Source organism: Streptomyces sp. NPDC052496 (genome assembly GCF_040679095.1).
GTDB lineage: Bacteria > Actinomycetota > Actinomycetes > Streptomycetales > Streptomycetaceae > Streptomyces.
Genome location: NZ_JBFAUH010000012.1, coordinates 15,119 through 39,835 on the forward strand (window position 1 = coordinate 15,119; position 24,717 = coordinate 39,835).

Below are 24,717 nucleotides of genomic sequence, written 5' to 3' on the forward strand. Positions count from 1 at the left end.
ACCGCGGTCAGGCCGGTTCACTCCGGCCGGACGGGGCCGGCGCGGTCATCAGCGGCAGCACCACCGCGGAGGGACGGCCCGGCTCGTGGAAGACCTCGAACCGGATCGGCCGGCAGGCGACCGCCGACGCGGCCGGCTCGCCGGTGCCGTGGTGACGCGCGAACCGCGGGAACGCCCCGCCCGCCACCTGCACCCGCAGGCTGTGCCCGCGCAGGAACCGGTAGCCCGTCGGATGCAGCTCCACCCGGGCCGCCACCACCCCGTCGGCGTCCGCCGCCGGCGAGCCCGGGCGCAGCCGCAGGATGCCGTCGGTGACATTGCGCGAGACGCCCGCCCGGTCCACGTCGCACAGCCGTACGAACACATCGCCGTACCCGGAGTCGGTACGCACGTGCACCACGGCCGACACCGGGCCGATCAGGTCGAGGTCGCGGGGCAGCGGCCGGCCGGTGAAGAGCAGGACGTCGGGCCGCCGTTCGACCGCGCTGTTGTCCTGCTGCCGTATCTCGCCCGGCAGCAGCAGCGGGCCGCCGGTCGACGGGGTCGGGTCGGCGCCGTGGTACGTGAACCGGTCGGGCGTGCTGTCCGGCGGCTCCGGCCAGTCGAGCCCGCCGGACGGCTGGAGGTGCAGCGGTGCCGGAGCGCACTGCGGCGGCGGCCACCGGTCGAAGTCCAGCCAGCGGCCCGCCCGCTGGAGGTAGAGCCGGACCGGCGACTGGTGCAGCTGGGTGGTGTCACCGGCCAGCTGGGCGCTCAGCCACGACACATGGTCGGTGAGCGTGGCCTTCAGCGCGTTCCGGTCGTGCGCCCACGGCCCGATCGTGATCCGCGAGCGGTGCCCGGCGGCGGTCAGCGCCGTGAAGTCCCGCAGCTGGTACGGCAGGAACAGGTCCCACCACCCCGTCACCATGCTGGTCGGCGTGGTCATCCGCAGCGCCGCGGCACTGTGGTCGATCGGCGCCCAGTAGGTGTCACCCGGCTCCGCGTGCGCGCTGACCTCGCGCAGGAAGCGCTCGGGCCGCCCGATGGCCGCGAGGTCGGACTCACCGACCGGCAGCGTCCGCATCGCGCGCTGCACCCTGCGGGTCTGCAGGGGATTGGGCAGCAGGCCGCCGAGCGGCGCCTCCTCCTGCGTGCCCGTCGCCGAGGACCACACCAGCATGTTGTGCAGCGCCAGTACACCGCCCGGGTAGAACGCGGCCGGGAAGTCGGAGGTGGTGATGCCCAGGCACATCGCCTCCAGGGGCGGGTCGAGGTAGGGGCCGACGGCCCACTCCGTGTGCCCGAGGTAGCTGGCCCCGGCGGTGGCCAGCCGCCCGTCGCACCACGCCCGGCCGCGCAGCCACGCCGCGGTCGCCAGCCCGTCGTCCTTCTCGTGCACGAAGGCGCGGAACTCGCCGCCCGAGCCGAAGACGCCGCGGACGTTCTGCGCCACCACCTGGAAGCCCCGCCGCGCCAGCACGCCCGCGAACAGCTTGATGTCGGGCTTGTGCTTGCCGTACGGCGTACGCAGCAGCACCACCGGCAGCGGTCCGGCGCCGCGCGGACGGTAGCGGTCGGCGAGCAGCACGGTGCCGTCCCGCATGGGAACGCGCAGGTCACGTACGCATTCGACGTCGGGTGTGACCGGTTCGGGCATGTCCAGATACCGGTCCACCAGGCGGCCGAACGCCCGCCCGGTCCGGTCCCGCAGCATGATGTCCGCCATCGGACCCTCCCATCGTCCGTTCCGGTGTCCGTCACCCCCGTGGGACGTGTCACGCACTGTCCCAGGACGTCACTCCCTGTACGGCTCCGGGGATCACCCCGGGTGGTCCAGTGTCCGGCCTTCCGGTGCATCGCGCACGTACACGCCCACCCGGACCGGTCGGTATGCGCCGGATGCCCGGCCGGGACGGAAGGTGCTTTCTCGGCCGGGCGGGAGGCTTCCTCAGTTCCGGTCCACGGTCCCGGACCGGATGACGCGGCCGACGAAATCGGTGTCGGCGAGGCCGGCGCCGCCGCACTGGTTGACCGCTCCGCCGAAGGGGAGCGAGGCCAGGATCCCCCCGGCGGTGCCCGCGCCGTGCGAGGTGACACCGTCGGCACGGGGCGCGATGCGGGTGGAGGACGCACGTGGTGCCGAACGACTGCCCGTACGGTTCGGGCACCGCCGGCCCCGCCGGTGGATCCCCTCAGTCCGGTCGCGTGGGCGAAGCGGTGGGCTGGATGAACGGGAAGGCGTTGGTGCCGCCGCAGACCATCGGGCCGACCCGGGTGTTGTCGCCCACCAGGGTCACCAGGACGTCCGACGGGCTGCGGCTGCCGGGTACGGAGGCGTTGGCGGCGGTGCACACCAGCTGGCTCATGGAGGGGGTGTCCAGCCGTTTGGCGTTCATGGGCAGGTGGACGGTGACCTTGCCGTCCGCCGCCTCCGCGCTGATCCCGCCGGGGAGCCACGGCAGCACATTGGTCAGGCCGCGCTGCCGTTCGGCGTCGTTGGGGCCCTTGAGCAGCAGGTTGATCGCCTCCTCGGGGCCGACCGGCGCGGTCGCCGGGCGGCTCGCGGGGCGCAGGCCGGTCGGGCCGAGGAAGTACAGCTGCACGTCGGGGGCGGGCTTGCCCGGCGCCTTGAGGCCGTGGGCGGGCTCGCCCGCGTCGATCACTCCGGTCGGCGCGATGCCGCAGCCGGTGAGGGTGCTCGCCGCCAGGGCGCCGAGCGCGCCTGCCAGCAGCCCGCCCAGCACGATCCGCCGGGCCCGCACGGAGTTCGGGACGCTCACGTCTGGTCCGCCTTCCCGGCCGGGGCGGCCGCCGGGTCCTTCGGGCGGCGCTCACCGCCGTCCGTCGTGTCCTGGTCGCCGGCCGGGCCGGCGGGGCTGCCGCCCGTACGGCCGGTGGGCTCCGGTGCCGACTGCCCGGCCGGCTCCGGTGCACCGGAGCCGGCGTCCGGCTCCGTGACGGCGCCCGCCTCCTGCTCCGGCAGTGGCAGCTCGACGGTGAACACCGCGCCGCCGTCGGGGCAGTTGGCAGCGTGCATGGTGCCGCCGTGCAGCCGTACGTTCTCCATGGCGATCGCCAGGCCCAGCCCGCTGCCCTCGGACCGGGCGCGCGCCGAGTCCGCCTTGTAGAAGCGGTCGAAGACGTGCGGGAGCACCTCGGGGTCGATGCCGGGGCCGCTGTCCACGATCCGGATCACCAGCCGGCCGTCGCCCGGGTCCGGCGCGCGCAGCAGCACCCGTACCGGCTCGCCGCCGTGGTGCAGCGCGTTGCCGACCAGGTTGGCCACCACGACGTCCAGCCGCCGCGGATCCAGCCGCGCCCGTACGCCGTCCGGCAGTTCGGCGCCCACCCGGTCCTGCCAGGCGCGGGCCTGGAGCGTCTTGCGGATCGTCTCGGCGACGTCCACCTCGTCCAGGTGCAGCGCCGCGGCCCCGGCGTCGAAGCGCGAGACCTCCATCAGGTCCTCGACCATCCGCACCAGCTTGCCGGTCTCCTGGCTGATCAGGCGCACCGCGGAGGCGGTGTCCGGGTCGAGCGCGTCGGCGTCCTCGTCGAGCACGTCGGTGACGGCGCTCATCGCGGCCAGCGGGGTGCGCAGCTCGTGCGAGACGTCGGCCGCGAAGCGCCGGGCGTTGGCCTCCATGCGCCGCAGGTCCGCCACGCTCTCCTCCAGCTTGGCGGCCATGTCGTTGAACGTTCTCGACAGGTCGGCCAGCTCGTCGGAGCCCTTGACCTCCAGCCGGGTCTCCAGCTTGCCCTCGGCGATCCGTCCGGCGGCCTGCCGCAGCCCGCGTACCGGCCGCAGCACCCCGCGGGCCGCCAGCAGGGCCGGGATCACGGCCAGCGCGAGCACCGGCAGGGCGCCGTTCTGCGCCGCGCTCACCAGCGCCTCGACGTTGGCCTCCTCGGCGCGCAGCGGCAGCTGGGCGTAGACGGAGAGCGGGGACGCCGTACGGGCCTCGGTCTGCGACTGCATCACCGGCATGCCGATCAGCAGCCACGGCTCGCCGTCCCGGTCCACCCGCTGGAACGCCGTCACATGCCGCGTCTCGACCGACTCCCGCAGTTCCTCGGGGACCATGACGCGGCGCCGCAGCCGGCTGCGGTCGTTCTCCGCGACGCCCTTGTACTGGACGTAGACGTCCCAGTCGCGGGCCTTGCCGGAGCGGTCGAGCTGCCGGGTGAACTCGTCCACGTCCGCCCGGGTCGGCGGTACGGCGAGGTCCGGCGCGAGCGAGTTGACCTGCCCCCGCAGGTCCTTGATCGCGGTGTCCTGCGAGCGCTGGAGGATGGCGTTGCGGGCCTCGCGGTAGGTCAGCGCCGCGGTGGTCAGCGCGCTGACCGCGGCGACCAGCAGGAACGCGACGACGAGCCGGGCGCGCAGACCGCGCGGGAAGGAACGCGGCAGCAGCGGGCGCCGTGCGCCGCCCGCGGGCCGGGGACGCTTCACAGGGGACCGAAGCGGTAGCCGAAGCCGCGTACGGTCTGCACGTACCGGGGGCTGCGCGGGGTGTCCTCGATCTTCGTACGCAGCCGCATCACACAGGCGTCCACCAGGCGCGCGTCGCCGTGGTAGCTGTGCTCCCAGACGTGCTCCAGCAGCTGCTGGCGGCTGAAGACCTGCCCGGGGGTCGCGGACAGGAACAGCAGCAGCTTCATCTCCGAGGGGGCCAGCGGCAGATCGGTGCCGCCCTTGGAGACGACCAGCCCGGCACGGTCCACGGCCAGTTCGCCGTAGGTCTCCACGGGCGCGGGGCCCGGCTCCGGGGGGCCGGCGGCGTCCCCGTCGGCGGGCAGCGCGGTGCGCCGCAGGACCGCGCGGATACGGGCCTCCAGTACTTCGCCGCGCGCGGGCTTGACGATGTAATCGTCGGCGCCCGCCTCCAGGCCGAGCACCACGTCGAGGTCGTCGCCGCGGGCGGTGAGCATGATGATCGGCAGCTGCCGGTCGGCGCGGATGCGGCGGCAGACCTCGAAGCCGTCCTTGCCCGGGAGCATCAGGTCCAGCAGGACGATGTCGGGGCGGAAGGCGGGCAGCAGGTCCAGGCCGTCCTCGCCGCTGGCCGCGGCCGCCACCTCGTGGCCGCGCCGGCGCAGCGCGAGGGTGACTCCGTCGCGCACGGCGGCGTCGTCCTCGATCAGAAGTACTCGGGGCATGGCACCAGTATCAATAAGTTTCATGATGGATCGGTAACAGGCGGATCCTGCCCGCAATTCTTCGCATCTGTCGTGGTGCAAGGCAGTAATCGCGCGAGTTCACCGCAGGGGGAATCGTACGGCGCCGACGGTGGCGTCCGTACCCAGGTCCGCGGCGGCCCGCGCACGGCATAGGGACGGGATACGCATGGCACGGCACGGCAGGCGGAGCGGCATCATCGGGGTGGCCGCGGTGGCGGCGGCGTCGCTCGGGGTGGCCGGCTATCTGACCTTCGGGCAGTCCGGCGCCACCTCCGAGGCGCACGCGGACACCACGGAACAGGCGCGGCCCGCCCCGGTCGACCCGAGCATCGTGCACGCCTCCGACCGGCCCGGAAAGAGCCTGAACATCACCATCGACGACGGCCCGGACCCGGTCTGGACCCCCAAGGTGCTGTCCGTGCTGAAGAAGTACGACGTCAAGGCCACCTTCTGCATGATCGGCCCGTCGGCGAAGGCCCACCCGGACCTGGTCAAGAAGGTGGCGGCGGCCGGCCACAAGCTCTGCGACCACACCGTCAGCCACAACACGGGCATGGACCACCGGCCCGAGGACTACCAGTCCCAGCAGATCGTGCCGGCGCAGCAGATGATCGAGCAGGCCGCGGACGGCCCGAAGGTGGAGTACTACCGGGCGCCGGGCGGCGCGTTCACGCCGTACAGCAGGAAGCTGGCCGCGGAGCGCGGGATGCGGCCGCTGGGCTGGAACGTGGACAGCAAGGACTTCGAACGGCCGGGCACCGACGCGATCGTGCGCACCGTGCGCCGGGAGCTGCACAACGGCCCGACCGTCCTCTTCCACGACGGCGGCGGCGACCGCAGCCAGACGGTCGCGGCGCTGGACCGGCTGCTGCCGTGGATGAAGCAGCAGGGCTACGGCTTCGGGTTCCCCAAGCGCTGACGCGGGCGGTGGCACCGGCGCCCCGGGCGGAACCGGGGGCCGGGCCGCGGCCCCCGGCCGTTACCGGCTCAGCGGGCCACGGCCCTGGACGGGCGGGCCCTCAGGCGTCGCCGAGCAGTTCCGCGAGGCCGCGGTCCACGTCGAGGAGTTCGCGGCCGGCGGGTACCGCCTGGTACGTACGGTCCAGGAAGCGGCGCAGGTCCGCGGTGTCGACCTGGACCATCGCGACACCGTCCTCGACGTGGAACTCCAGCACCGTGCGGTCCCGGCCCAGCGGCCGCACCCGTACGTCACCGGTGCCCGCCGCGGCCCGCAGGCCGTCGGCGAGCAGTTCGCGGGCGAAGGCCCAGTCGACCGCGGCGCCGTCCAGCGAGATCTCCGGCGGAAAGGTGATCCGCACCGCGAGCGGGTCGGCCGGGTGATAGTGCAGCACCGCGGGCACGGTCCGGGAGCCGGGCGCGGTCGCGATGAGACGTACCTGGACGGCTTGGTCGATGACACTCTGCACCGCGGCTGCTCCCTTACGGCTGTCGGGTCGGGACATGGCTTACACCATGTAGGACGGTGTGCCCGCCCGCGCCGTGCACGTGACGGGGGTGTGATCTATGTCATGTCCAGGTCGTCATGGTTGGTGGGTAACACGTGGGTTGACAAGGGTTTGTGATCACGCCCGGTGCCGGGCCGCCCGGTGCTTCGCGGGGGCGTGCTCCAGGAACTCGTCCAGGATCCCGGGCGCCGCGGCCGCCGCCAGGGCCGGGGCGTCGTCCGCCGGGAGATCGCGTACGTGGTATCCGTCCTCGCCGGCGGCGACCGCGGCGGTGAGGGTGACCAGACCGGCCCGCCGGCTGAACGGCGTACTGGAGAACGTCCAGGCCGCCACCGCCTCGCGCTGGAGCACCACGGTGTCCCGGCTGAACGTGCCGGAGCGCGCGACCAGGAACCGCCCGTCCAGACCGTGCCCCAGATTGCGGTACGCGTCGCGGGCCAGCCACAGCACCACCGGCGCCGACACCAGCGCGAAGACCCAGGCGCAGTGCAGCAGTACGGGAGTCAGCAGGGCGCCCAGGACCGCGAGGACCAGGGTGCCCGGCAGCGTGACCCAGAGCAGCCCCCGCGTGCGGCGGCGGCGCAGGGCGGCCTTCGGGTGGCCGCGCAGCCCGGTGTCGGGAAAGCCGGCCCGCAGCGTTCCGGACGCCGTGCGCACCGCCTCGGTGCGCGGCGCCGGCGGCAGGATCACACTGCGCTTGCGGTTCTCCTCCTTGTTGCCCAGGCCGCCCGCGACAGCGCGCACGGTGGCGCCGCCACCCGCCCGCAGCAGCAGCGGCTCACGGAGCACCACACCGCGCAGCCGGGCCCGCTCGATGGTCACCGACCGGGTGGTGAGCAGGCCGCGGTGCACCCGCAGCGTGCGCGCGTCGGTCCATTCGAGGCGGAACTTCCACCAGCCCTCGACGTAGAGGGCCAGCGCGCCGACGGTGCCCAGGGCGATGACGGCCAGCAGCGCGAGCGGGACCGTCAGCCAGAGCGCGCTGGCGCCGAACTCGTCGAACGCGCCGCGCACGATGCCCAGCTTCCAGGGCTCGATGCCCGCGCCGTCCAGGACGCGATAGACGCCGCCGGCCGCGGCGAAGACACCGCCGATCACCCAGAAGGTGAGCGGCGCGTAGCGCAGCCAGCGCCAGTTGATGCGGGAGACGACCGGGTCGTCGTCCGTCGCCCGGGTGTCGGCGCGGGCGAGCAGCACGGCCCGCAGCCGCTCCGCGTCGGCCGTCGCCAGCGCCTCCAGCGACAGTTCGCCGCCGCCGTCCGACGAGCCCGCGGTGCCGGCCCGCAGGACGGTGACACCGAGCAGCCGGTGCAGCGGTGAGGCCGTCAGGTCGACCGTACGGATGCGGTGCAGGGGGACGGAGCGCAGCCGCCGGGTGAGCACCCCGCTGCGCACCTCGAAGGAGTCGTGGGTGACGCGGTAGTCCGTACGCGCCCAGCGGACCGCCCCGATCGCGGTGAGGACCGCGAAGCTCGCCGCGATCACGGCCAGTGTGATCCAGGCACCGGCCCCGATCCGGCCGCCGGTGGCCAGCGCCGTCAGGGCGAACGAGCCGAGCGGGGCGGCCAGCCAGCCGCAGTGCACCAGGAGGGTGCGCCGGTCCAGGCGGTGCCGGCGGGGCGGCGCGCCGGTGACGGGAGGGGTGGCGGTGGTCATGCGGCATCACCCGGCACGGCCTGCGCGGCCTCGCCGATGCGCCGCGACAGCTCCTCGGCGTCCGCGTCGGACAGCCCGGCTATCTTCACGTCGCCCGCGGTGGAGGCGGTGGTGACGGTGACCGTCGCGAGTCCGAACCGCTGCTGTACGGGGCCGCGTACGGTGTCCACGGTCTGCACCCGCGACAGCGGCGCGATCCGCCGCTTCTGCCAGAACCAGCCGCCCGCCGCGTACACCGCGCGGCTGCCCAGCTCCCAGGCGTGCACGGAGTAGCGCCACCGGGGCATCACCAGCAGGTAGCCGAGCGCCGGCAGCACCAGCACGACCAGCAGGAGCGGGCCGAGCCAGGGCAGGGCGCCGGGGAAGAACAGCACCGAGCAGACCGCCAGGGCGAGCGCGGTGAGCAGCATCGGCCCGCTGACCGTCAGCAGCGCCTGGACGGTCCACCAGCGGCGGGCGCGGGGATCGACCCGGTTGCGGGGCGGCCGCAGCAGGGGCGTGGCGGATGCGGACATGAGGTGTCCCCGTTCTTTGGCAAGTCGCTTGTATTGAGTAGCGGTACGTTATAACGGTACGAGCGACTTGTAAAAAAGAAGGCGAGGCCGCGAAGCACGTGCCGAAAAAGGTGGACCATGAGGCACGGCGCCGGGAGATCTCCCAGGCGCTGTGGCGGATCGCGAGCACCCGAGGGCTGGAGGGCGCGAGCCTGCGGGACGTCGCCGCCGAGGCGGGCATCTCCCTGGGGCGGCTCCAGCACTACTTCCGCACCAAGGACGAGATGCTCGTCTTCGCGCTGCGCTACATCGAGAGCCTCGCCCAGCAGCGCATCCGCGAACGCATCGAAGCGCTGGACGGGGAGCCCACCCCCTACGACATCCTGCGCGCCTGTCTGACGGGGATGCTGCCGCTGGACGAGCAGAGCCGCATCGGCTTCCTGGTGGGCATCGCCCACTTCCACCGGGCCGTCCACGACCCCGCCCTGCGCGCCGACGCCCGCGACGGCATCCCCAAGCTGCGCTCCTTCTTCGCCGACCAGCTCCGGCTGGCGATGCGGCGCGGTGAGGTGCGCGAGGAACGGGACGCCGACGACGCGGCGATGCTGCTGATCAGCCTGGTGGACGGCCTCTCGACGTACATCCTGCTGGAGGTCCACACCCCCGAGAAGGCCGTCAAGCTCCTGGACCTCCAGCTGAGCCAGCTGTTCGACGGGGCCGGGGCAGGCCCTCAGTAGCGGGTGCCCTCGGCCGCCGGCAGCGCGTCGAGTTCGGCCAGCGCGGCGGGCGGCAGGGTGACGTCCGCCGCGCCGGCGTTGTCCACCAGGTACTTGGGGGTCTTGGTGCCGGGGATCGGGACGACGTACCGGCCCTGGGCCAGCACCCAGGCGAGAGCGACCTGCGCGGGGGAGATCCCGTTCTCCGCCGCGATGGCCCGGACCTTGCCCACCAGCGCCAGGTTGGCCTTCAGCGCGTCCTGCTGGAAGCGCGGCAGCCGACGGCGGAAGTCGTCCTGCGGCAGCTCGTCGAAGGAGGCGATGCTGCCGGTCAGGAAGCCGCGGCCGAGCGGCGAGAACGGCAGGAAGGCGATGCCCTGCTCCTCGCAGTACGGCAGGACCTCGTCGAGCGCCTCGCGGGTCCACAGCGACAGTTCGGACTGCACGGAGGTGACCGGGTGCACGGCCTGCGCGCGCCGGATCTCCTCGACGGTCGGCTCCGACAGGCCGATGTGCCGGGCCTTGCCCGCCTGTACGGCCTCGGCCAGCGCGCCCCAGCTCTCCTCGACCGGCACCTCGGGGTCCACCCGGTGCAGCTGGTAGAGGTCCACGTGGTCGGTGCCCAGGCGGCGCAGGCTCGCGTCGATGGAGCGGCGGATGTGCTCGGGACGGCCGTTGCGCACCAGGGCGGTGTGGTCACCCGGCTTGTCCGCGGCGGACTCCAGCCCGACCTTGGTGGCCAGGACCGCCCGCTCCCGGTGGCCGCCCGCCAGCGCCCGGCCCACCAGCTCCTCGTTGGTGTACGGGCCGTACACGTCGGCCGTGTCGATCAGCGTCGCACCGAGCTCGATCGCCTGCCGCAGCACGCCGACGGACGTCGCCTCGTCCCGGCCCTGCGGGTCGTAGGCGTGGGTCATGCCCATGCAGCCGAGACCGATGACGCCGACCTCGGGGCCGGTGCTGCCGAGCGTGGTGGTACGCATGAGGGAACTCCTCGGGAAGAGTGGGGGACCGATGTGCTGATCACTCTTCCTGTTGAAGCGCACTCGAAGTCAAGCGGTCGCCGCGACGGCGCGCGGACCGCGGGTACGGCAGAGGCAGGACGGCCGCACCCGGCGGCCTACGCCTCGCGCAGCAGGGCCGCGAGGTCACCCTCCATGTCCAGGTGCCGGGCCTCGGTGCCGAGAGCCACCGCGCCGTACGACCGCATCAGGAACCTGCGCAGGTCACGAGCCTGGAACTGCACCATGGCCAGACCGTCGGCGGTGTGGAACTCCAGCACCGTGTGGTGCGGGCCGCACGGCCAGACGCGCACGTCGCCCTTGCCGGACGGCGCGCGCAGGCCCTCCGCCAGCAGATCGCGGGCGAACGTCCACGCGACCTCCGCCCCGTCCAGCGAGGCCGCGGGCGGGAAGACGACATGCACCGCGAGCGGGTCACCGCTGTCGTAGCGCAGCCGGGCGGGGACCTGGCGCGACCGGGGCATGGTCGCGATCAGTCGGGCGTGGACGGCTTGGTCGATGACGTGGGGCATCGCCGGCTCCCTGGATGCTCGTGCGGACGGGTCTCTGCCTCTACGACCCGTAAGACGCGCCGTGTATGACGCCAGTGCACCGAATGGCCGCGTGAGGTGCGTCACGAACTTTTGATTGCGGGGATATGTGCTCCTTACGCTGACGAAATCCATGCAAGGCCGCCAGAACCGGATCGGGTCTGCCCACTCGTGAGAGCCGGTGACCGGGCCTGAGCGTCCGGCCGGAAGCGGAGCCCTCCGGGCGCCGGGGTGACACGTCAGGGGTTGTCCGTCCATGTCCGAAGCATCCGCGGGATCCCCGGCGGACGACTACACCCGGCTCTACGAGCGCGAGCACCCGCGTCTGGTCGCCTACGCGCGGTCGCTGACGCCGAACGCCTGGCTCGCCGAGGACCTCGTCGCCGAGGCGCACTTCCGGGTCTGGCGCCGCATCCGCACCGGGCACCGCATCGACAACGTCCCGGCCTACCTCCGGACCACCATCCGCCACCTCGCCTCGTCCGTCGGCGCGGCCGCCGCCCGCGAGATGCCGCAGGACCCGCAGGACCCGCAGGACGGGCAGGCGTGGCCGTGCACCGGCCCGGCGGCCGAGCACACCGACCCGGCACAGCACATCTCCCACGTCGACCTGCTCGCCCGCGTCATGGGGCGGCTCCCGCGGCGCTGGGTGACGGCGCTGTGGCTGGCGGAGGCCGAGGACCAGCCGCTTGAGGTGGTCGGCAAGGCGATCGGGGCGGGCAAGGGCGCCACGGCCGTCCTGCTGCACCGGGCCAGGGAGGGCATGCGGCAGGCGTTCCTCGGCTCGGTGCCCGGCACGCCGCACGACCCGGCGTGCGCGGCGCACTGGCAGCGGATGCCCGCGTTCGTACGGGGCGGGGCCACCGCGAAACAGGCCGACGGGATCGCGGGCCACCTCGTGGACTGCGCCGACTGCCGGGCGCGGATGGCGCTGCTGACCCGGGCCAACGACCGGCTGCCCGCGCTCACCGGGCCGGCGCTGCTGGTGCTCCTGGCGGGCGGTTCGGCGAAGTTCCTGCTGCCGCTCGCGGGCGCCGGGGCCGCCGCGGCCGGCAGCGGTCACCCGGCGGGGGCCGGCGCGAAGGCGCTCACCTCCGTACGGCAGCTGCTGCGCGGCCAGACCGGGCAGGCCGGGCCGGTGGCCGCCACCGTCGCGGGCGCCGGTGTCGCGGTGGCCGCCGGGGTGGCGGCCGTCGCGGGCATCGCGCTGACCGGTGATCCCACGCCGCCGCCGGCCGGGCGGGCGGCAGCGGCGCCGGAGACGCCCGGGAGCGGCACGGGCCGGGCGGTACCCGGTGCCACGGCGGAGCGGCCGGCGGCCTCCGAGCCCACCGGGACGCCGTCCGTGCCGACCGCGTCGTCCGCGCCGGCGGCCCGCGGCGCGGCGCGTACGCCCCCGGCGCCCGGCGCGGGCGCACCGGCCGTCCCGCAAGCCTCCGGGCCGACGGCCCCGCGAGCCTCCGCACCGGCCGCGACCGGACGGCCGGGCTCCTCCGCGGCCCCCGGCAGCCCCCCGACGAGCCAGGACCCGACAGCGCCGGCACCGACCGGCACCCCCACGCACCGGCCCACCCCCACGCCGACACCCACCCGTCCGCCCCTGCCCACCCCCACCCCCACGGTCGTTCCTACTCCCGCCCCGACCACCGCCCCGTCACCGTCCGGGCACTGCGGCTGGACCTGGTGGCACTGGATCCCGGTGCGGACCTGCCGCACCGGCTGAACGCCCGGCCGGCCCCGCGCCCGGTACGGCCGGGGCCGTCAGTCCGTGACCGCGCTACGGTTCTCGTACGCCAGATCCCCGTACTCCGGGTGCCGCTCCATCCAGCCCGCGACGAACGGGCACACCGCCAGCACCCGCAGCCCGTCCGCCCGCGCCGCGTCCAGCGCGTGCCGGGTCAGCGCCGAGCCGACCCCGTTGCCCTCGTAGACCGGATCGACCTCGGTGTGCACGAGGGCGATGAGCCCCTCGGCGCGCAGATAGGCCGCCACGCCCGCCACTTCGCCGCCGAGCCGGGCCTCGTAGCGGTTCGCGGCGCGGTCGTCGGTCACCGTCACCGGGGCCGGCGCGTTCATGAACGGATCTCCTGCCGGACCATCACCGTCTCCTCCTGCGTCGTCCCCCGTTTGCTGGGCAGCCCCCGTGCAGCACAGTAGGAGGACCGCCCGGCCCGCGCGAGGCGAGACACCCTGCGGAGGGCGGTACGGGAATGTCTGGACGGGGCGTCCCGGCTGGGCTAGCTTCCAGCGTCATGAGGGTCAAGGGGAAGCCGGGACAGCCAGGACAGCAGGGGCGCGGGAGACGCACGCGCGCGATGTGGGCGGTGGTCTGCGCCGCCGCGCTCGGTGCCGCGGGCGCGGCCCCGGCCGCCGCACGGACGCCCGCGGAGGCGCTCGCCGCCGCACGGTCCGCCGGCGCGCCGCTGACCGTGTCCGGAGTGCTGGGCGGCGGCTGGGACCTGAAGGACACCGACACCGACGCGCGCTTCCGCGGCCTGGCCGCCGTCAGCCGCAGTACCGCCTGGGTCGCCGGCACCGGCGGCACCGTGCTGCGTACCCGCGACGGCGGTGACCACTGGCGCGACGTCTCACCGCCGGGCGCCGAGGGCCTGGAGTTCCGCGACATCGAGGCGTTCGACGCGCGGCACGCCGTGGTCCTGGCGGCCGGCGAGGGGGAGGCGTCCCGGGTCTTCCGTACGGACGACGGCGGCGCCACCTGGACCGAGAGCTTCCGCAACACCGATCCGCGCGCCTTCTACGACTGCATGACGTTCTTCGACAGCAGCCACGGCATCGCGCTCGCCGACCCCGTCGACGGCACCTACCGCATCCTGTCCACCGTCGACGGCGGCCGGAACTGGCGGCTGCTGCCCACCCGCGGGATGCCGCCGGCCCAGCCGGGCGAGGCGTCCTTCGCGGCCAGCGGCCAGTGCCTGGTCAGCTCGGGGGCGTACGACGCCTGGTTCGCCACCGGCGGCGCGGCGAAGAGCCGGGTGCTGTACTCCCCGGACCGCGGACGCAGCTGGACGGTGTCCGAGACGCCGGTCCCGGCGGGCGACCCGGCGCGCGGGGTCTTCGGCCTGGCCTTCCGCGACCGTACGCACGGACTGGCGGTCGGCGGTGACTACCGCGCCGGCAAGCCCTCCCCGAAGGCCGCCGCGGTGAGCGCGGACGGCGGCGCGTCCTGGCAGCCGTCCGCCAGGCCGCCGAAGCGCTACCGGTCCGGTGTGGCCTGGTTCCCGCGCACCACGCGGGTCGCGCTGGCCGTCGGCCCGACGGGCAGCGACGTGACGCTGGACGGCGGCCGCAGCTGGCACACCTTCGACGACGGCTCGTACGACACCGTCGCCTGCGCGGCGGACTTCGGCTGCTGGGCGGCGGGGGAGGACGGGCGCGTCGCCCGCCTGGAGCCGTGACGCGCCGGCCTCTCGGGCCGGTCCTGGGGCCGGTCCGAGAGGCCCTGCTTCCGACCGGTCCTTGCTTCCGGCCGGTCCTTGCTTCCGGCCGGTCCTTGTTTCCGGCCGGTCCTGGGGCCGGTCCGAGGGGCCGCCTCCGGACGGTTCCGGGAAGCCGCCCCCGACCGCCGTCAGGCAGCGCGCGCCGACACCGCCAGGACGTGCGGCGCCGCCAGATAGCGCGCGAACAGTGACGCGCTGCCGTCGGCGGCGGTGCGCGGCGGCTGCCAGGCGATGCCGGTGAACCCGGCCTCCGTCAGGGCCCGTTCGTGCGCCTCGCGGGACCAGTAGTACGCGGTCACCTGGAACGGCTCCTCCCCGGCCCGGCCGTGCAGGCCGACCGGGTCGCCGTCCCGCAGGTGGGCGTCGGCCACGGTGACGTCGAAGCCGTAGGGCCGGTAGTAGTGCGGCACCGTCGCGAGGTCCGGGTTGAGCGTGGCGGCCACGAAGCGGCCGCCCGGGGCGAGGGTGTCGCGGGCGGCGGCGCACAGCCGGGTGAGCGCCGCCGGGGTGGCGGCGTAGCACGGCGCGTAGACGGCCACGGCCACGTCGAAGGCGCCCGCGAGCGCGTCGGCGGCCGCCGCGTCGAGCACGCGGTAGGACACGCCGAGGGGCTCCAGCTCCTCCCGGTGCCGGGCGTGCGCGATCATCCCGGGGGACCGGTCGACGCCGAGCACGCTGCCCGCCCCGTTGCGGGCGAAGAAGCGGGTGTAGTGCCCGGAACCGCAGCCGAGGTCCAGGACCCGGCGCCCCTGGACACCGCCCGCCGCGGCGAGGACGGACGGCATCTCGATGTGCCGCCGGAAGGGCAGCTCGTCGATGCTGCGCTCGTGCAGAGCGGCCATACCGTCGAAGGGGGTGGTCATGACGCTGCCTCAGGAGTGCGGGTCGCCGGGCGACGGGGGCGGGCGGTGGGCGGACGGGCACGGCGGGGTACGTGCCCGGGGGCTCGCGTCCGCCGGCGCCGGGGCGCCGCCCCCGGCGGCCTCCCGCGGGACAGGACGTGCGATCAGGCAAAACCGGCGTTCCTCCCTCCGCCCGCGCGTCACCGGCCCCGCCGCGGTGCCCGCCGGCCGGCGGGCGGGCAGCTGGCGAGCCGTCCACGGAACGCATCATTCCGCAGCTCGTGCGCGTTGCCGGGGAGGCGCCGGGCGAACGGCCGGTGCGCCACCCGCCCTGCCCACCCGCCCTGTCACCCGGCCCGCGGCGTCCGCGAGGCCCCGACCTGCCCGGCGAGCCCGGGCCGGGGCAGAAGAGGCCCGGCGCGCACCCGACAAAGACGGTGCGGAAAATGTCGGGTGGCCCGGGCCGGTCCCGCCGCACGATGAGGGCATGGACGACACGACTCTGGTATCCCGCTTCCTCCGCGACGGCTTCGTGAAGCTGCCGGGCGCCGTGGCGCCGCGCGTGGCCGCGGACTGCGCGCGGCTGCTGTGGCGGGAGACGGGCTGCGACCCGGACGATCCGGCGACGTGGACGCGGCCCGTGCACTGGGTGCCCGGCATGGCGCAAGGGCCGTTCGCCGCCGCGCCCAACTCCCCGGCGCTGCACCACGCCTACGACCTGCTCGTCGGCGCGGGCCGCTGGGAGCCGCGCTACTCACTGGGCACGTTCCCGCTGCGCTTCCCCCACGAGGACGAGCCGGACGACGCCGGCTGGCACATCGAGGGCAGCTACCTGCCGGAAGGCGAGAGCTGGTACTTCACCAATCTGCGCTCCCGCGGCCGGGCGCTGCTGATGCTGTTCCTGTTCAGCGAGGTCGGCGAACAGGACGCCCCGACCCGCATCCGGGTCGGCTCGCACCTCGACGTACCGAAGGTGCTGGAGCAGTACGGGGAGGACGGGGCGAGCGGCCTGGCCCTCGCCCCCGACCTGGTGGCGGCGTCCGACCACCGGGAACTCACCCTCGCCACCGGCTCCCCGGGCGACGTCTACCTGTGCCACCCGTTCCTGGTCCACGCGGCCCAGCCGCACCACGGCACGCGCCCCCGCTTCATGGCCCAGCCACCCCTGCTGCCGGCCGCACCGTACGCACTGGAGCGGGCCGACGGCGCGTACTCCCCCGTGGAGATCGCGATCCGCCGGGGGCTGGGGCGGGAGGCGCCCGGGGTGGACGGAGGCGCCGCCGGGTAGCGGCAGGCTCACCGCCAAGCGCCCCGTCCCGGCCGGCGCCGCACGTACCTGTCTCAGAGGCCCGTCAGTCCAGCAGACTCCCGAGCCGCCCCTCCAGAAGCACCAGCAACTCGCTCAGTCCTTCGGACAGTTCGGCCCGGCGTTTGCCGTCGATGCCCTCCAGGAGGCCGGCCTCGTAGCGCAGTTGCTCGGGCAGCAGGCGGTCGATGACCGCGCGGCCCTCGTCGGTGAGGGAGAGGTGCGAGACCCGGCGGTCCCGTTCGTCGGGGCGCCGTGCGAGCAGTCCCCGCGTCTCCAACTGGCGTACCCGTTTGGTGACCGCGGCGCCGGAGGCGAACGTCTCGCGCGCGATGCGGCCGGGCGTCAGTTCGCGGTCCATCCGCCGTAGCGTGCCGAGGATGTCGAACTCCGGGCGGGTCAGACCCTCGCGGCGCAGCGGCGCGTCGGCGGCCTGCTGCAGCAGCGCGGAACAGCGGTTGAGCCGTCCGATCACCGCCATCGGGCCGGTGTCCAGCCCCGGATGGACCTGCTGCCACTGCCGCAGCACCCCCGCGACGATGTCCTCGGTCACGCGCACCCCTTCTTCCCGGGCTCTCCCGGCCCCCGTCGGCGTCCTGAAGCGCGCACGGCGTGCCGCGGGCCGCCGTACCGGCCCCGCGCCGCGCTGCGCCCGGACAATTCTGCCTGGTGCCGGCGCGGGCAGCAGGGCGGGGCGGTACGGGGCGGCACGCGGCTACGCGGCCGGAACCGGTGCGGACGGCCGGCCGACGAGCCGGGCCAGGGTGCGGTGACCCTGCTGCTCGGCCAGCGCGACCCGTTCCTCGGGGACGGCGCGCTGCTACCACTCGCCGGCCGACACCTCCACCGCCTCCCGCAGCTCGACCAGGCTCGCGGCCAGGCGGTCGCGCGCCCAGCCGGCCTCGGGCGCGTCGCCGTCCAGCAGCCGGCGCGCCGCGGTCTCGGCGGCCGCCACCCGGTCCAGTGCCGCCTCGACGCGGTCGGCGGCGCGGCGGTTGGTGACCAGGACGCAGCAGGCCAGGCCCACCGCGGCGCCGATGACGGTGTCGGTCCAGCGGTCGGTGACCAGCGTGCGGGCCGGCAGGTGGCGGGCGAACTCGGTGAGCAGCAGGGCCATCGGGGTGACCCAGACCGACCCGAGCCAGTAGTTGCGGGTGATGCTCGCCTCGGCGCAGAACTGGAAGGTGAGCGCCAGCAGGATCATCGCGAGGTGGCCGGTGTGGATGACCGGCAGCAGGGCGGTGAAGAGCAGCAGTCCGAGGAGGTTGCCGAGGGTGCGCTGGAGGGCCCGCTGCCAGGAGAGGGTGGTGTTGACCTGGTAGATGGAGGCCGCGGTGACCACGGCCCAGTACGGGTGGCCGACACCGGCCGCCATCGAGCCCCAGCCCGCCAGCGCGCAGCCCGCGGCCACCCGCGCGCCGATGGGCAGCAGCGGTGAGCCGGGCGCGAGGCGGTGGAGCACCGCCCGGATGCCGCGCGGGCGGCTGGGGGCCGGGCGGCGTGGCGTGGTGCCTGCTGCCGGTTCGAGGTCCGCGTGCTCCGCGGCGACCCCGGCCAGCTCGCCGGCCTGGGCCCCGGTCAGCGCGACCGCGGGCAGCGCCCGGCCCCGGCGCAGGTCACGGGCCCACGCCGCACAGCGCTCGGCTTCCGCCGGGTCGGCTTGCGGCGCCGCGAGTGCCGATTCCGCCCGTACGAGCAGCCGCTCCAGCCCCGAGCGGTCGGCGGCCGCGGCGGTGGTACGGCCGGGGACCTGGAAGAGTGTCTGCCAGGCGGCGTTGACGGCGGCGGCGGTGGCGTGCCGGGCGCGGTCCGGCCCGGCGGGGGCGTCGTCGGACGCCGGACCGGTGCGCAGCAGCGCCGCGGCGGCCTCCAGCGCCCGGGCGGTCGCGATCCGCTCCGGCCCGCGCGGCCGGACCAGCGCGGGCGCCATGCAGACCAGCCAGGCGAGCGCGCCCGCGCCCAGGGCCAGTGCCAGGTGGAAGGGCACCTGACCGAGGCGCTGCGGTACGAAGAAGGCCGAGGCCGAGATGAAGGTGAAGATCAGGTTTCCCGGCGGGCCGACGCGGGTGGCGTCGCAGACCGTCTTGTGCACGGCGGCGACCAGTGAGGCGAGGAGGACGAGCAGCGGGACCGAGGTGGTCAGGGAGGCGGCGGTCAGGGCGGTGCCGAGGCTCGCGACCATGCCGAGGACCACCCAGGCCAGGGTGCGGGCGCGGGCCGCGTACGGCAGGCCGTGTGCGTACAGGGCGCACATCGCGCCGGCCGAGGTGTAGAGGACCAGGTCCAGGCGGCCCAGTGCGAGCAGCAGGAACTCGGGGATGCCGAGGGCGACGACCGCGCTCAGCGCGGGCTTGTGCCAGATGTCCACGGGGCGGCGCAGCAGGACGGTGCTCCTGATGGGCAGCGGTCGTACGCGGACCAGGCTGCCGCTTCCGGAGCGGGCCGCCGCTCGCTGTCCCGTCGGTCTGGCATGTTTCCCCATACCAAAACCTTAACAGGTGTTTTACTCGTAAAAGATTTGCGGTCGCGTGCTCACCCGCCCGGCGCGGGGGAGGCGAGCACGCGGGCCCGGCACTCCGCCGGCGTGCCCCAGGCGCCCCGCAGCGCCCGCGCCTTGCGGATCCACAGGGAGAGGGGCAGCTCGTCGGTGTAGCCCAGGGCGCCGTGCAGCTGGAGCGCGGCCCGCGCCGCGGCGTAGGCCGCCTCGCCCGCGGCCACCTTCGCCATCGCGATGCCGCCGCCCGCCTCCCCGCCGCCCGCGAGCTCCACCGCCGCCCCGAACACCAGCGGCTCGGCGAACTCCAGCCCCAGCAGCACATCCGCCAGCCGGTGCTTCACCGCCTGGAACGACCCGACCGCGACACCGAACTGGGTGCGCTGCTTGACGTACGCCACCGTGTCGTCCAGCAGCCGCCGCCCGACGCCGAGCGCCTGCGCCGCCGTGAGCAGCCGCGCGGTGTCCGCGGCGAGCGCGGCGGCGGCCCGCACGGCCGGTCCGCTCGCCAGGACGGTGCCGCCGTCCGCCGCGTACCGGGACAGCCGCCGGGCCGGATCGACCGACGGCTGGACCGGCCCGCCCCCGCCGGCCTGCCGCAGCGTGCCGCCGCTCACGAGGAGGGTGGCGTCGGCCGCCGTCGCGTCCAGGGCGTACGGCCCGCACGCCAGGTCCGCGTACGACACCACCGCGTCCCCGGCCGCGACGGCGGGCAGCCGCTCCCCGGCCGGCCCCGCATCACCGAGCCGGTCGAGCAGCACGGCCGCCGCGGCCGTCTCCACCAGCGGGCCCGGGACGGCGTACCGCCCCGCCTCGACGTACGCCACGGCCAGTTCGACCGGCAGGAATCCCGCGCCCCCGTACTTCTCCGGTACGGCCAGCCCGAACACCCCGGCCGCCCCGAGCCGCCGCCACACCGCCCGCCCCGGGCCGCTGTCACCGGCGCCCCATGCCCGTACGGCGGCCGGGGTGTCCGCCGCCGCCAGCATCCGGCCGAGGGTCCGGCCGAACTCCGCCTGCTCCGCGTCCAGCAGGAACCGCATCCCCCACTCCTCTCGCCGGCGCGGTGCTCAGCGCCGTCCCTTCGGCAGGCCCAGCAGCCGTTCGGCGATGATGTCGCGCTGGATCTCGTTCGTCCCGGCGTAGACCGGACCGGCCAGCGCGAACAGCCAGCCGTCGGCCCAGCTCCCGTGGTCCGGCGCCTCGGCGGCGTCGCCGGCCAGCTCGCCGTACGGGCCGAGGAGGTCGAGCGCCGTCTCGTGCAGGCCGATGTCCAGCTCGGACCAGAAGACCTTGGTGAGGCCGGCCCCGGCGCCCGGGGTGCCGCCCTCCGTGAGGCGTGCGATGCCGGCGTAGGCGGACAGCTGGTAGGCGCGGGCGCCGATGAGCGCGTCGGCGACCCGGTCGCGCAGCGCCGTGTCCGCCGGGTCGGCGGTGGCCCGCCACAGGGCGGCGAGCCGGCCGGCGGCGGCCGTGAAGCGTCCGGGGCTGCGCAGCGTCAGCCCGCGCTCGTTGCCTGCCGTGCTCATGGCGACCCGCCAGCCCTGTCCCGGCTCGCCGATCACGTCCCGGTCCGGCACGAACACGTCCTCCAGGAACAGCTCGGCGAAGGCCGGCTTCCCGTCGAGGCGCCCGATGGGCCGCACCGTCACGCCCGGTGCCGCCAGGTCGAACATCAGGTACGTCAGACCGTGGTGCGGCCGGTCCCCGCCGGGGTGGCTGCGGAACAGCCCGAAGGCCCGGTCCGCGAAGGCCGCCCGGGAGGACCACGTCTTGTGCCCGCGCAGCAGCCAGCCGCCCCCGGTCCGTACGGCGGCCGACCGCAGCGCGGCGAGATCGGAACCGGCGCCGGGTTCGGACCAGGCCTGCGCCCAGATGGTCGCGCCGCTCGCCATCGCGGGCAGGACGCGCGCCACCTGCTCCTCCGTACCGTGCTCGAAGAGAGTGGGGGCGAGCAGGCTGACACCATTCTGGGAGACCCGGCCGGGCGCGCGCGCCGCGTAGTACTCCTCCTCGAACAGCAGCCACCGGAGCAGTGACGCACCGCGCCCGCCGTACGCCTGCGGCCAGGTCACGGCCGACCAGCGGCCGGTGAACAGCTCGCGCTCCCACTCCCGGTGGGCGGCGAACCCCTCCGCCGTCTCCAGGGAGGGCAGTGGTTCGGCGGGCACGTGGGCGGCCAGCCAGTCCCGCGCTTCCCGCCGGAACTCCTCGTCCGCCGCGGTGAGTTCGAGATCCATCGAGCGGCCTCCCTGGGGTGGCGGCGGGCTCTTCCGGGACCGTTCCCTAACAAGTGTTTGGTAGGTTAGCGTACGGCCATGACGCCCGAGAAGCCTCCGACGGCGCACCCGGCACCCCCGCCCCGCTACGTCCCCGGACACGGCCTGCTCACCGGCCGCACGGCCGTCGTCACCGCCGCCGCGGGCACCGGCATCGGCGGCGCCACCGCCCGCAAGCTCCTGGAAGAGGGCGCGGACGTGCTCCTCTCCGACGCGCACACCCGGCGTCTGAAGGAGTACCAGGCGGCGCTCGCCGCCGAGTTCGGCGCCGGCCGGATCGCCGCCCAGCCCTGTGACGTGACCGACCAAGCGCAGGTCGACGCCCTCTTCGACGCCGCCGAGCGGCAGCACGGGCGGCTGGACGTCGTCGTCAACAACGCCGGACTCGGCGGCACCGCCGACCTGGTGGAGATGACCGACGCGCAGTGGACCGCCGTCCTCGACGTCACCCTGAACGGGACCTTCCGCTGCACCCGCGCGGCGCTCCGCCGGATGCGCGCGGGCGGCCGGGGCGGCGTCATCGTCAACAACGCCTCGGTCGTCGGCTGGCGGGCCCAGCGCGGCCAGGCGCACTACGCCGCCGCCAAGGCCGGGGTGATGGCGCTCACCCGCTGCGCCGCCGCCGAGGCCGCCGCGTACGGCGTCCGGGTCAACGCCGTCTCGCCCAGCCTGGCCGTCCACCCGCACCTGGCGAAGGTCACCGGCGAGGAACTGCTGACCGGGCTGACGGCCCGGGAGGCGTTCGGGCGCTCCGCCGAGCCGTGGGAGGTCGCCAACGTCATCGTCTTCCTGGCCAGCGACTACGCCTCGTACATGACCGGCGAGACGGTCGCGGTCAGCAGCCAGCGCGCCTGACCGGAGAGGGACAATGAGCCGGTGCCCACCGCGAAGAAGAACGAGAAACCGGCCGCCGTGACCCCGCCGTCACCCGCCCGCCGCCGTGAACTGCTCGCCACCGCCGCCGAGGTGTTCGCCGCCCACGGCTACGACGCGACGACCGTACGCCGCATCGCGGACGAGGCCGGACTGCTCGCGGGCAGCCTCTACTACCACTTCGACTCCAAGGAGTCGATGCTGGACGAGATCCTCAGCAGCTTCCTGGACGAGCTGTGGGCCGGCTACGACGCGGTGCTCGCGGCCGGACTCGGCCCCCGGGAGACCATCGAGGCCCTGGTCACCGAGTCGTTCCGGGAGATCGACCGGCACCGCGCCGCCGTCGCCATCTACCAGAAGGAGTCCCGGCAGCTCGCCGGGAAGCCGCGCTTCGGCTATCTCACCGACTCCCGGCAGAAGTTCGAGAAGGCGTGGCTCGGCACGCTGGAACGCGGCGTCGCCGACGGCGTCTTCCGCCCCGACCTGGACGTCCGCCTGACCTACCGGTTCGTCCGCGACACCGTCTGGGTCGCCGCGAGCTGGTACCGGCCGGGCGGCCTGCACGGCCCGGAGGAGATCGCCCGCCAGTACCTGTCGATGGTGCTGGACGGCATCGCCGTACGGGACTGACCGCACCGCTGTACAGGACTGGACCGCACCGCTGTACGGGACCGACCGCTCGCGCACCGCACGGCGCGCCCGACACCCGGAGAGCCGGCATGGCAGAGGCTTACATCATCGACGCGCTGCGCACCCCCGTCGGCCGGCGCGGCGGCGGACTCGCCGCCGTGCACCCGGCGGACCTCGGCGCGCACGTGCTGAGAGCGTTGATGGAGCGGACGGGCGTGGACCCGGCCGCCGTGGACGACGTGGTCTTCGGCTGCCTGGACGCCGTCGGCCCGCAGGCCGGCGACATCGCCCGCACCAGCTGGCTGGCGGCCGGGCTCCCCGAGGAGGTGCCGGGCGTCACCGTCGACCGGCAGTGCGGCTCCTCCCAGCAGGCCGTCCACTTCGCCGCGCAGGGCGTGCTCTCCGGCACTCAGGACCTGGTCGTCGCGGGCGGCACGCAGAACATGTCGATGGTCCCCCTCGCCTTCGCGAGCCGCCGGGCCGCCGAACCGCTCGGACTGGCCGACGGGCCGTTCGCGGGCAGTACGGGCTGGCGCGCCCGCTACGGCGACCGGCCGGTGGACCAGTTCCACGGCGCCGAACTGATCGCGGACAAGTGGGACATCTCCCGTACGGACATGGAGGAGTACGCGCTGCGCTCGCACCGGCGGGCCGTACGCGCCGCCGACGAGGGGCGCTTCGCGCGCGAGCTGGTCCCGTACGGGGACGTGACGGCCGACGAGGGCCCGCGCCGCGACACGTCGGCGGCGAAGATGGCCGCCCTCGCGCCGGTGGTGCCCGGCGGCCGGCTCACGGCCGCCGTCTCCTCCCAGGTGTCCGACGGCGCGGCGGCCGTGCTGCTGGCGAGCGAACGGGCCGTACACGACCACGGGCTCACCCCGCGCGCCCGCGTCCACCACCTGTCCGTACGCGGCGAGGACCCGATCCGGATGCTCTCCGCGCCCGTCCCGGCCACCGCGCACGCGCTGAAGAAGACCGGGCTGAGCATCGACGCCGTCGACCTCATCGAGATCAACGAGGCGTTCGCGCCGGTGGTCCTGGCCTGGCTGAAGGAGACCGGCGCCGACCCCGACCGGGTCAACGTCAACGGCGGCGCCATCGCGCTCGGTCACCCGCTCGGCGCGACCGGCTGCAAGCTGCTGGCCACCCTGCTGCACGAGCTGGAGCGCACCGGCGGGCGCTACGGCCTCCAGACGATGTGCGAGGGCGGCGGGCAGGCCAATGTGACGGTGATCGAACGCCTCTGAGGCGGGGCGGACGGGGGTCCGGCCCGGCGGGGCGTCAGCAGGCGCGGTTCTTCACGTACAGCGCGCGCGGCCCCCGGTCCGTCCCGTACCGGACGTCCTTCGTCGCGGCCTTGGCGAGCCGGCCGTTCACGGCGGGCCGGGCCGGCACGACGATCGTGTAGCAGGCCGTGCGCTGCGAGCAGAGGTTCTTCAGGCGCACGAACCGCTGGTGGTCCTTGGTGAAGTACTTCATCACCTTGGCGCACTGCGGTGCCCGCGGGGCCGCCGCGGCCTGCGAGGCCGTGGCCAGACCCAGCGTCGTGCTGAGCGCCGTCACCGCGACGGCCGTGGCGAGAAACTTACGCATCTGATCTCCCCCGACGGAAACCTTCGCCCGCGGCAGGAGCCCGGGCGGCCTTCAGTGGTCATTCTCCACCGTAGTGCGACGGAATCCAGACCGGTGTTCGGGTCGGACTTTCGGGGGCGGCCGGCGGCTCGGGCCGTTCCGGGGGGCCGGTTGTGGGCGGTTGTGGCCGGTTGCGGCCGGTTGTGGGCGGCGCGGAGG

24 protein-coding genes are annotated in these 24,717 nt (G+C 74.8%); 8 read left to right on the forward strand and 16 right to left on the reverse strand.

All coding sequences use genetic code 11. The annotated features are described in order from the left end of the window. Positions 1 to 7: 7 nt before the first annotated feature. From AB0L45_RS17235 to AB0L45_RS17250, 4 genes are all read right to left on the reverse strand, one after another. Complete coding sequence (locus AB0L45_RS17235; protein ID WP_365840630.1) at positions 8 to 1,708, reverse strand: CocE/NonD family hydrolase; 1,701 nt, start codon at positions 1,706 to 1,708, stop codon at positions 8 to 10. A gap of 466 nt (positions 1,709 to 2,174) precedes the next feature. After that, entirely contained in the window at positions 2,175 to 2,762 is a 588-nt protein-coding gene (locus AB0L45_RS17240; protein ID WP_365840632.1) for a hypothetical protein, read from the reverse strand. Then, entirely contained in the window at positions 2,759 to 4,432 is a 1,674-nt protein-coding gene (locus AB0L45_RS17245) for a HAMP domain-containing sensor histidine kinase (RefSeq protein ID WP_365840634.1), read from the reverse strand. The genes AB0L45_RS17240 and AB0L45_RS17245 overlap by 4 nt, the downstream gene beginning before the upstream one ends. Next, positions 4,429 to 5,139: a response regulator transcription factor gene (locus AB0L45_RS17250; RefSeq protein WP_365840636.1), complete on the reverse strand. Its 711-nt coding sequence runs from the start codon at positions 5,137 to 5,139 to the stop codon at positions 4,429 to 4,431. The genes AB0L45_RS17245 and AB0L45_RS17250 overlap by 4 nt, the downstream gene beginning before the upstream one ends. 187 nt (positions 5,140 to 5,326) lie before the next feature. Between AB0L45_RS17250 and AB0L45_RS17255 the strand changes: the two genes are divergently transcribed. Continuing rightward, the gene (locus AB0L45_RS17255) at positions 5,327 to 6,079 is read left to right on the forward strand and encodes a polysaccharide deacetylase family protein (protein WP_365840638.1); all 753 of its coding nucleotides are present in this window, start codon (positions 5,327 to 5,329) and stop codon (positions 6,077 to 6,079) included. 100 nt (positions 6,080 to 6,179) lie between these two features. On the opposite strand, the gene AB0L45_RS17260 is transcribed toward AB0L45_RS17255, so the two are convergent. The 3 genes from AB0L45_RS17260 to AB0L45_RS17270 form a co-directional block, all read right to left on the reverse strand. Beyond that, positions 6,180 to 6,587 (reverse strand): SsgA family sporulation/cell division regulator, encoded by a 408-nt coding sequence (locus tag AB0L45_RS17260; RefSeq protein WP_365840960.1) that lies wholly within the window; start codon positions 6,585 to 6,587, stop codon positions 6,180 to 6,182. 156 nt (positions 6,588 to 6,743) lie between these two features. After that, positions 6,744 to 8,282 carry a PH domain-containing protein gene (locus AB0L45_RS17265; protein ID WP_365840640.1) on the reverse strand — a complete coding sequence of 513 codons (1,539 nt, stop codon included), beginning with the start codon at positions 8,280 to 8,282 and terminating at the stop codon, positions 6,744 to 6,746. Continuing rightward, the gene (locus AB0L45_RS17270; RefSeq protein WP_365840642.1) at positions 8,279 to 8,797 is read right to left on the reverse strand and encodes a PH domain-containing protein; all 519 of its coding nucleotides are present in this window, start codon (positions 8,795 to 8,797) and stop codon (positions 8,279 to 8,281) included. Before AB0L45_RS17270 ends, AB0L45_RS17265 begins: the two co-directional genes overlap by 4 nt. Positions 8,798 to 8,895: 98 nt before the next feature. Here AB0L45_RS17270 and AB0L45_RS17275 point away from each other — a divergent pair, with 98 nt between their 5' ends. Next, positions 8,896 to 9,513, forward strand: coding sequence for a TetR/AcrR family transcriptional regulator (locus AB0L45_RS17275; protein ID WP_365840644.1), 618 nt, complete (start codon positions 8,896 to 8,898; stop codon positions 9,511 to 9,513). Here the strand turns inward: AB0L45_RS17275 and AB0L45_RS17280 are convergent. Together AB0L45_RS17280 and AB0L45_RS17285 are read right to left on the reverse strand one after the other, a co-directional pair. After that, a complete protein-coding gene (locus AB0L45_RS17280) occupies positions 9,507 to 10,475 on the reverse strand; it encodes an aldo/keto reductase (RefSeq protein ID WP_365840646.1) in 969 nt (322 codons plus the stop codon). The two genes, AB0L45_RS17275 and AB0L45_RS17280, sit on opposite strands and share 7 nt — an antisense overlap. A 137-nt stretch (positions 10,476 to 10,612) precedes the next feature. Beyond that, on the reverse strand, positions 10,613 to 11,026 hold the full coding sequence (locus AB0L45_RS17285; RefSeq protein WP_365840648.1) for an SsgA family sporulation/cell division regulator: 414 nt from the start codon (positions 11,024 to 11,026) through the stop codon (positions 10,613 to 10,615). A gap of 274 nt (positions 11,027 to 11,300) precedes the next feature. Between AB0L45_RS17285 and AB0L45_RS17290 the strand changes: the two genes are divergently transcribed. Further along, a complete protein-coding gene (locus tag AB0L45_RS17290; RefSeq protein ID WP_365840650.1) occupies positions 11,301 to 12,767 on the forward strand; it encodes a sigma factor in 1,467 nt (488 codons plus the stop codon). Positions 12,768 to 12,805: 38 nt separating this feature from the next. Here the strand turns inward: AB0L45_RS17290 and AB0L45_RS17295 are convergent, their stop codons facing one another. Next, a complete protein-coding gene (locus tag AB0L45_RS17295; RefSeq protein WP_365840652.1) occupies positions 12,806 to 13,120 on the reverse strand; it encodes a GNAT family N-acetyltransferase in 315 nt (104 codons plus the stop codon). Between the two features lie 239 nt (positions 13,121 to 13,359). Between AB0L45_RS17295 and AB0L45_RS17300 the strand changes: the two genes are divergently transcribed. Continuing rightward, positions 13,360 to 14,460: an oxidoreductase gene (locus tag AB0L45_RS17300; RefSeq protein ID WP_365840962.1), complete on the forward strand. Its 1,101-nt coding sequence runs from the start codon at positions 13,360 to 13,362 to the stop codon at positions 14,458 to 14,460. A 170-nt stretch (positions 14,461 to 14,630) separates the two neighbouring features. Here the strand turns inward: AB0L45_RS17300 and AB0L45_RS17305 are convergent, their stop codons facing one another. Then, positions 14,631 to 15,365 (reverse strand): class I SAM-dependent methyltransferase, encoded by a 735-nt coding sequence (locus AB0L45_RS17305; RefSeq protein WP_365840654.1) that lies wholly within the window; start codon positions 15,363 to 15,365, stop codon positions 14,631 to 14,633. A 466-nt stretch (positions 15,366 to 15,831) separates the two neighbouring features. Between AB0L45_RS17305 and AB0L45_RS17310 the strand changes: the two genes are divergently transcribed. Beyond that, a complete protein-coding gene (locus AB0L45_RS17310; protein ID WP_365840656.1) occupies positions 15,832 to 16,632 on the forward strand; it encodes a phytanoyl-CoA dioxygenase family protein in 801 nt (266 codons plus the stop codon). 64 nt (positions 16,633 to 16,696) lie between these two features. On the opposite strand, the gene AB0L45_RS17315 is transcribed toward AB0L45_RS17310, so the two are convergent. From AB0L45_RS17315 to AB0L45_RS17330, 4 genes are all read right to left on the reverse strand, one after another. Beyond that, positions 16,697 to 17,203: a MarR family transcriptional regulator gene (locus AB0L45_RS17315; protein WP_365840658.1), complete on the reverse strand. Its 507-nt coding sequence runs from the start codon at positions 17,201 to 17,203 to the stop codon at positions 16,697 to 16,699. Between the two features lie 267 nt (positions 17,204 to 17,470). Continuing rightward, positions 17,471 to 19,132 carry an FUSC family protein gene (locus AB0L45_RS17320; protein WP_365840660.1) on the reverse strand — a complete coding sequence of 554 codons (1,662 nt, stop codon included), beginning with the start codon at positions 19,130 to 19,132 and terminating at the stop codon, positions 17,471 to 17,473. A 50-nt stretch (positions 19,133 to 19,182) separates the two neighbouring features. Continuing rightward, positions 19,183 to 20,187, reverse strand: a complete 1,005-nt coding sequence (locus AB0L45_RS17325) for an acyl-CoA dehydrogenase family protein (RefSeq protein WP_365840662.1) — start codon at positions 20,185 to 20,187, stop codon at positions 19,183 to 19,185. Between the two features lie 27 nt (positions 20,188 to 20,214). Further along, positions 20,215 to 21,384, reverse strand: a complete 1,170-nt coding sequence (locus tag AB0L45_RS17330; RefSeq protein WP_365840664.1) for an acyl-CoA dehydrogenase family protein — start codon at positions 21,382 to 21,384, stop codon at positions 20,215 to 20,217. 78 nt (positions 21,385 to 21,462) lie between these two features. Between AB0L45_RS17330 and AB0L45_RS17335 the strand changes: the two genes are divergently transcribed. The 3 genes from AB0L45_RS17335 (at position 21,463) to AB0L45_RS17345 (ending at position 24,173) form a co-directional block, all read left to right on the forward strand. Further along, entirely contained in the window at positions 21,463 to 22,278 is an 816-nt protein-coding gene (locus AB0L45_RS17335) for an SDR family oxidoreductase (protein WP_365840666.1), read from the forward strand. Between the two features lie 21 nt (positions 22,279 to 22,299). After that, positions 22,300 to 22,926: a TetR/AcrR family transcriptional regulator gene (locus AB0L45_RS17340; RefSeq protein ID WP_365840668.1), complete on the forward strand. Its 627-nt coding sequence runs from the start codon at positions 22,300 to 22,302 to the stop codon at positions 22,924 to 22,926. Between the two features lie 89 nt (positions 22,927 to 23,015). Then, entirely contained in the window at positions 23,016 to 24,173 is a 1,158-nt protein-coding gene (locus AB0L45_RS17345; RefSeq protein ID WP_365840670.1) for an acetyl-CoA C-acetyltransferase, read from the forward strand. A 34-nt stretch (positions 24,174 to 24,207) separates the two neighbouring features. Here AB0L45_RS17345 and AB0L45_RS17350 read toward each other — a convergent pair whose 3' ends face one another. Further along, positions 24,208 to 24,519 carry a hypothetical protein gene (locus tag AB0L45_RS17350; protein WP_365840672.1) on the reverse strand — a complete coding sequence of 104 codons (312 nt, stop codon included), beginning with the start codon at positions 24,517 to 24,519 and terminating at the stop codon, positions 24,208 to 24,210. Positions 24,520 to 24,717: the final 198 nt, after the last annotated feature.

What these genes read in the sequence shown, in the direction of transcription:
- AB0L45_RS17235 (WP_365840630.1), bottom strand. Translation starts at nt 1,708, where the DNA reads ATGGCGGACATCATGCTGCGGGACCGGACCGGGCGGGCGTTCGGCCGC.
- AB0L45_RS17325 (WP_365840662.1), bottom strand. Translation starts at nt 20,187, where the DNA reads ATGCGGTTCCTGCTGGACGCGGAGCAGGCGGAGTTCGGCCGGACCCTC.
- AB0L45_RS17320 (WP_365840660.1), bottom strand. Translation starts at nt 19,132, where the DNA reads ATGGGGAAACATGCCAGACCGACGGGACAGCGAGCGGCGGCCCGCTCC.
- AB0L45_RS17290 (WP_365840650.1), top strand. Translation starts at nt 11,301, where the DNA reads ATGTCCGAAGCATCCGCGGGATCCCCGGCGGACGACTACACCCGGCTC.
- AB0L45_RS17265 (WP_365840640.1), bottom strand. Translation starts at nt 8,282, where the DNA reads ATGACCACCGCCACCCCTCCCGTCACCGGCGCGCCGCCCCGCCGGCAC.
- AB0L45_RS17330 (WP_365840664.1), bottom strand. Translation starts at nt 21,384, where the DNA reads ATGGATCTCGAACTCACCGCGGCGGACGAGGAGTTCCGGCGGGAAGCG.
- AB0L45_RS17345 (WP_365840670.1), top strand. Translation starts at nt 23,016, where the DNA reads ATGGCAGAGGCTTACATCATCGACGCGCTGCGCACCCCCGTCGGCCGG.
- AB0L45_RS17350 (WP_365840672.1), bottom strand. Translation starts at nt 24,519, where the DNA reads ATGCGTAAGTTTCTCGCCACGGCCGTCGCGGTGACGGCGCTCAGCACG.
- AB0L45_RS17255 (WP_365840638.1), top strand. Translation starts at nt 5,327, where the DNA reads ATGGCACGGCACGGCAGGCGGAGCGGCATCATCGGGGTGGCCGCGGTG.
- AB0L45_RS17305 (WP_365840654.1), bottom strand. Translation starts at nt 15,365, where the DNA reads ATGACCACCCCCTTCGACGGTATGGCCGCTCTGCACGAGCGCAGCATC.
- AB0L45_RS17295 (WP_365840652.1), bottom strand. Translation starts at nt 13,120, where the DNA reads ATGAACGCGCCGGCCCCGGTGACGGTGACCGACGACCGCGCCGCGAAC.
- AB0L45_RS17300 (WP_365840962.1), top strand. Translation starts at nt 13,360, where the DNA reads ATGTGGGCGGTGGTCTGCGCCGCCGCGCTCGGTGCCGCGGGCGCGGCC.
- AB0L45_RS17280 (WP_365840646.1), bottom strand. Translation starts at nt 10,475, where the DNA reads ATGCGTACCACCACGCTCGGCAGCACCGGCCCCGAGGTCGGCGTCATC.
- AB0L45_RS17270 (WP_365840642.1), bottom strand. Translation starts at nt 8,797, where the DNA reads ATGTCCGCATCCGCCACGCCCCTGCTGCGGCCGCCCCGCAACCGGGTC.
- AB0L45_RS17335 (WP_365840666.1), top strand. Translation starts at nt 21,463, where the DNA reads ATGACGCCCGAGAAGCCTCCGACGGCGCACCCGGCACCCCCGCCCCGC.
- AB0L45_RS17250 (WP_365840636.1), bottom strand. Translation starts at nt 5,139, where the DNA reads ATGCCCCGAGTACTTCTGATCGAGGACGACGCCGCCGTGCGCGACGGA.
- AB0L45_RS17310 (WP_365840656.1), top strand. Translation starts at nt 15,832, where the DNA reads ATGGACGACACGACTCTGGTATCCCGCTTCCTCCGCGACGGCTTCGTG.
- AB0L45_RS17285 (WP_365840648.1), bottom strand. Translation starts at nt 11,026, where the DNA reads ATGCCCCACGTCATCGACCAAGCCGTCCACGCCCGACTGATCGCGACC.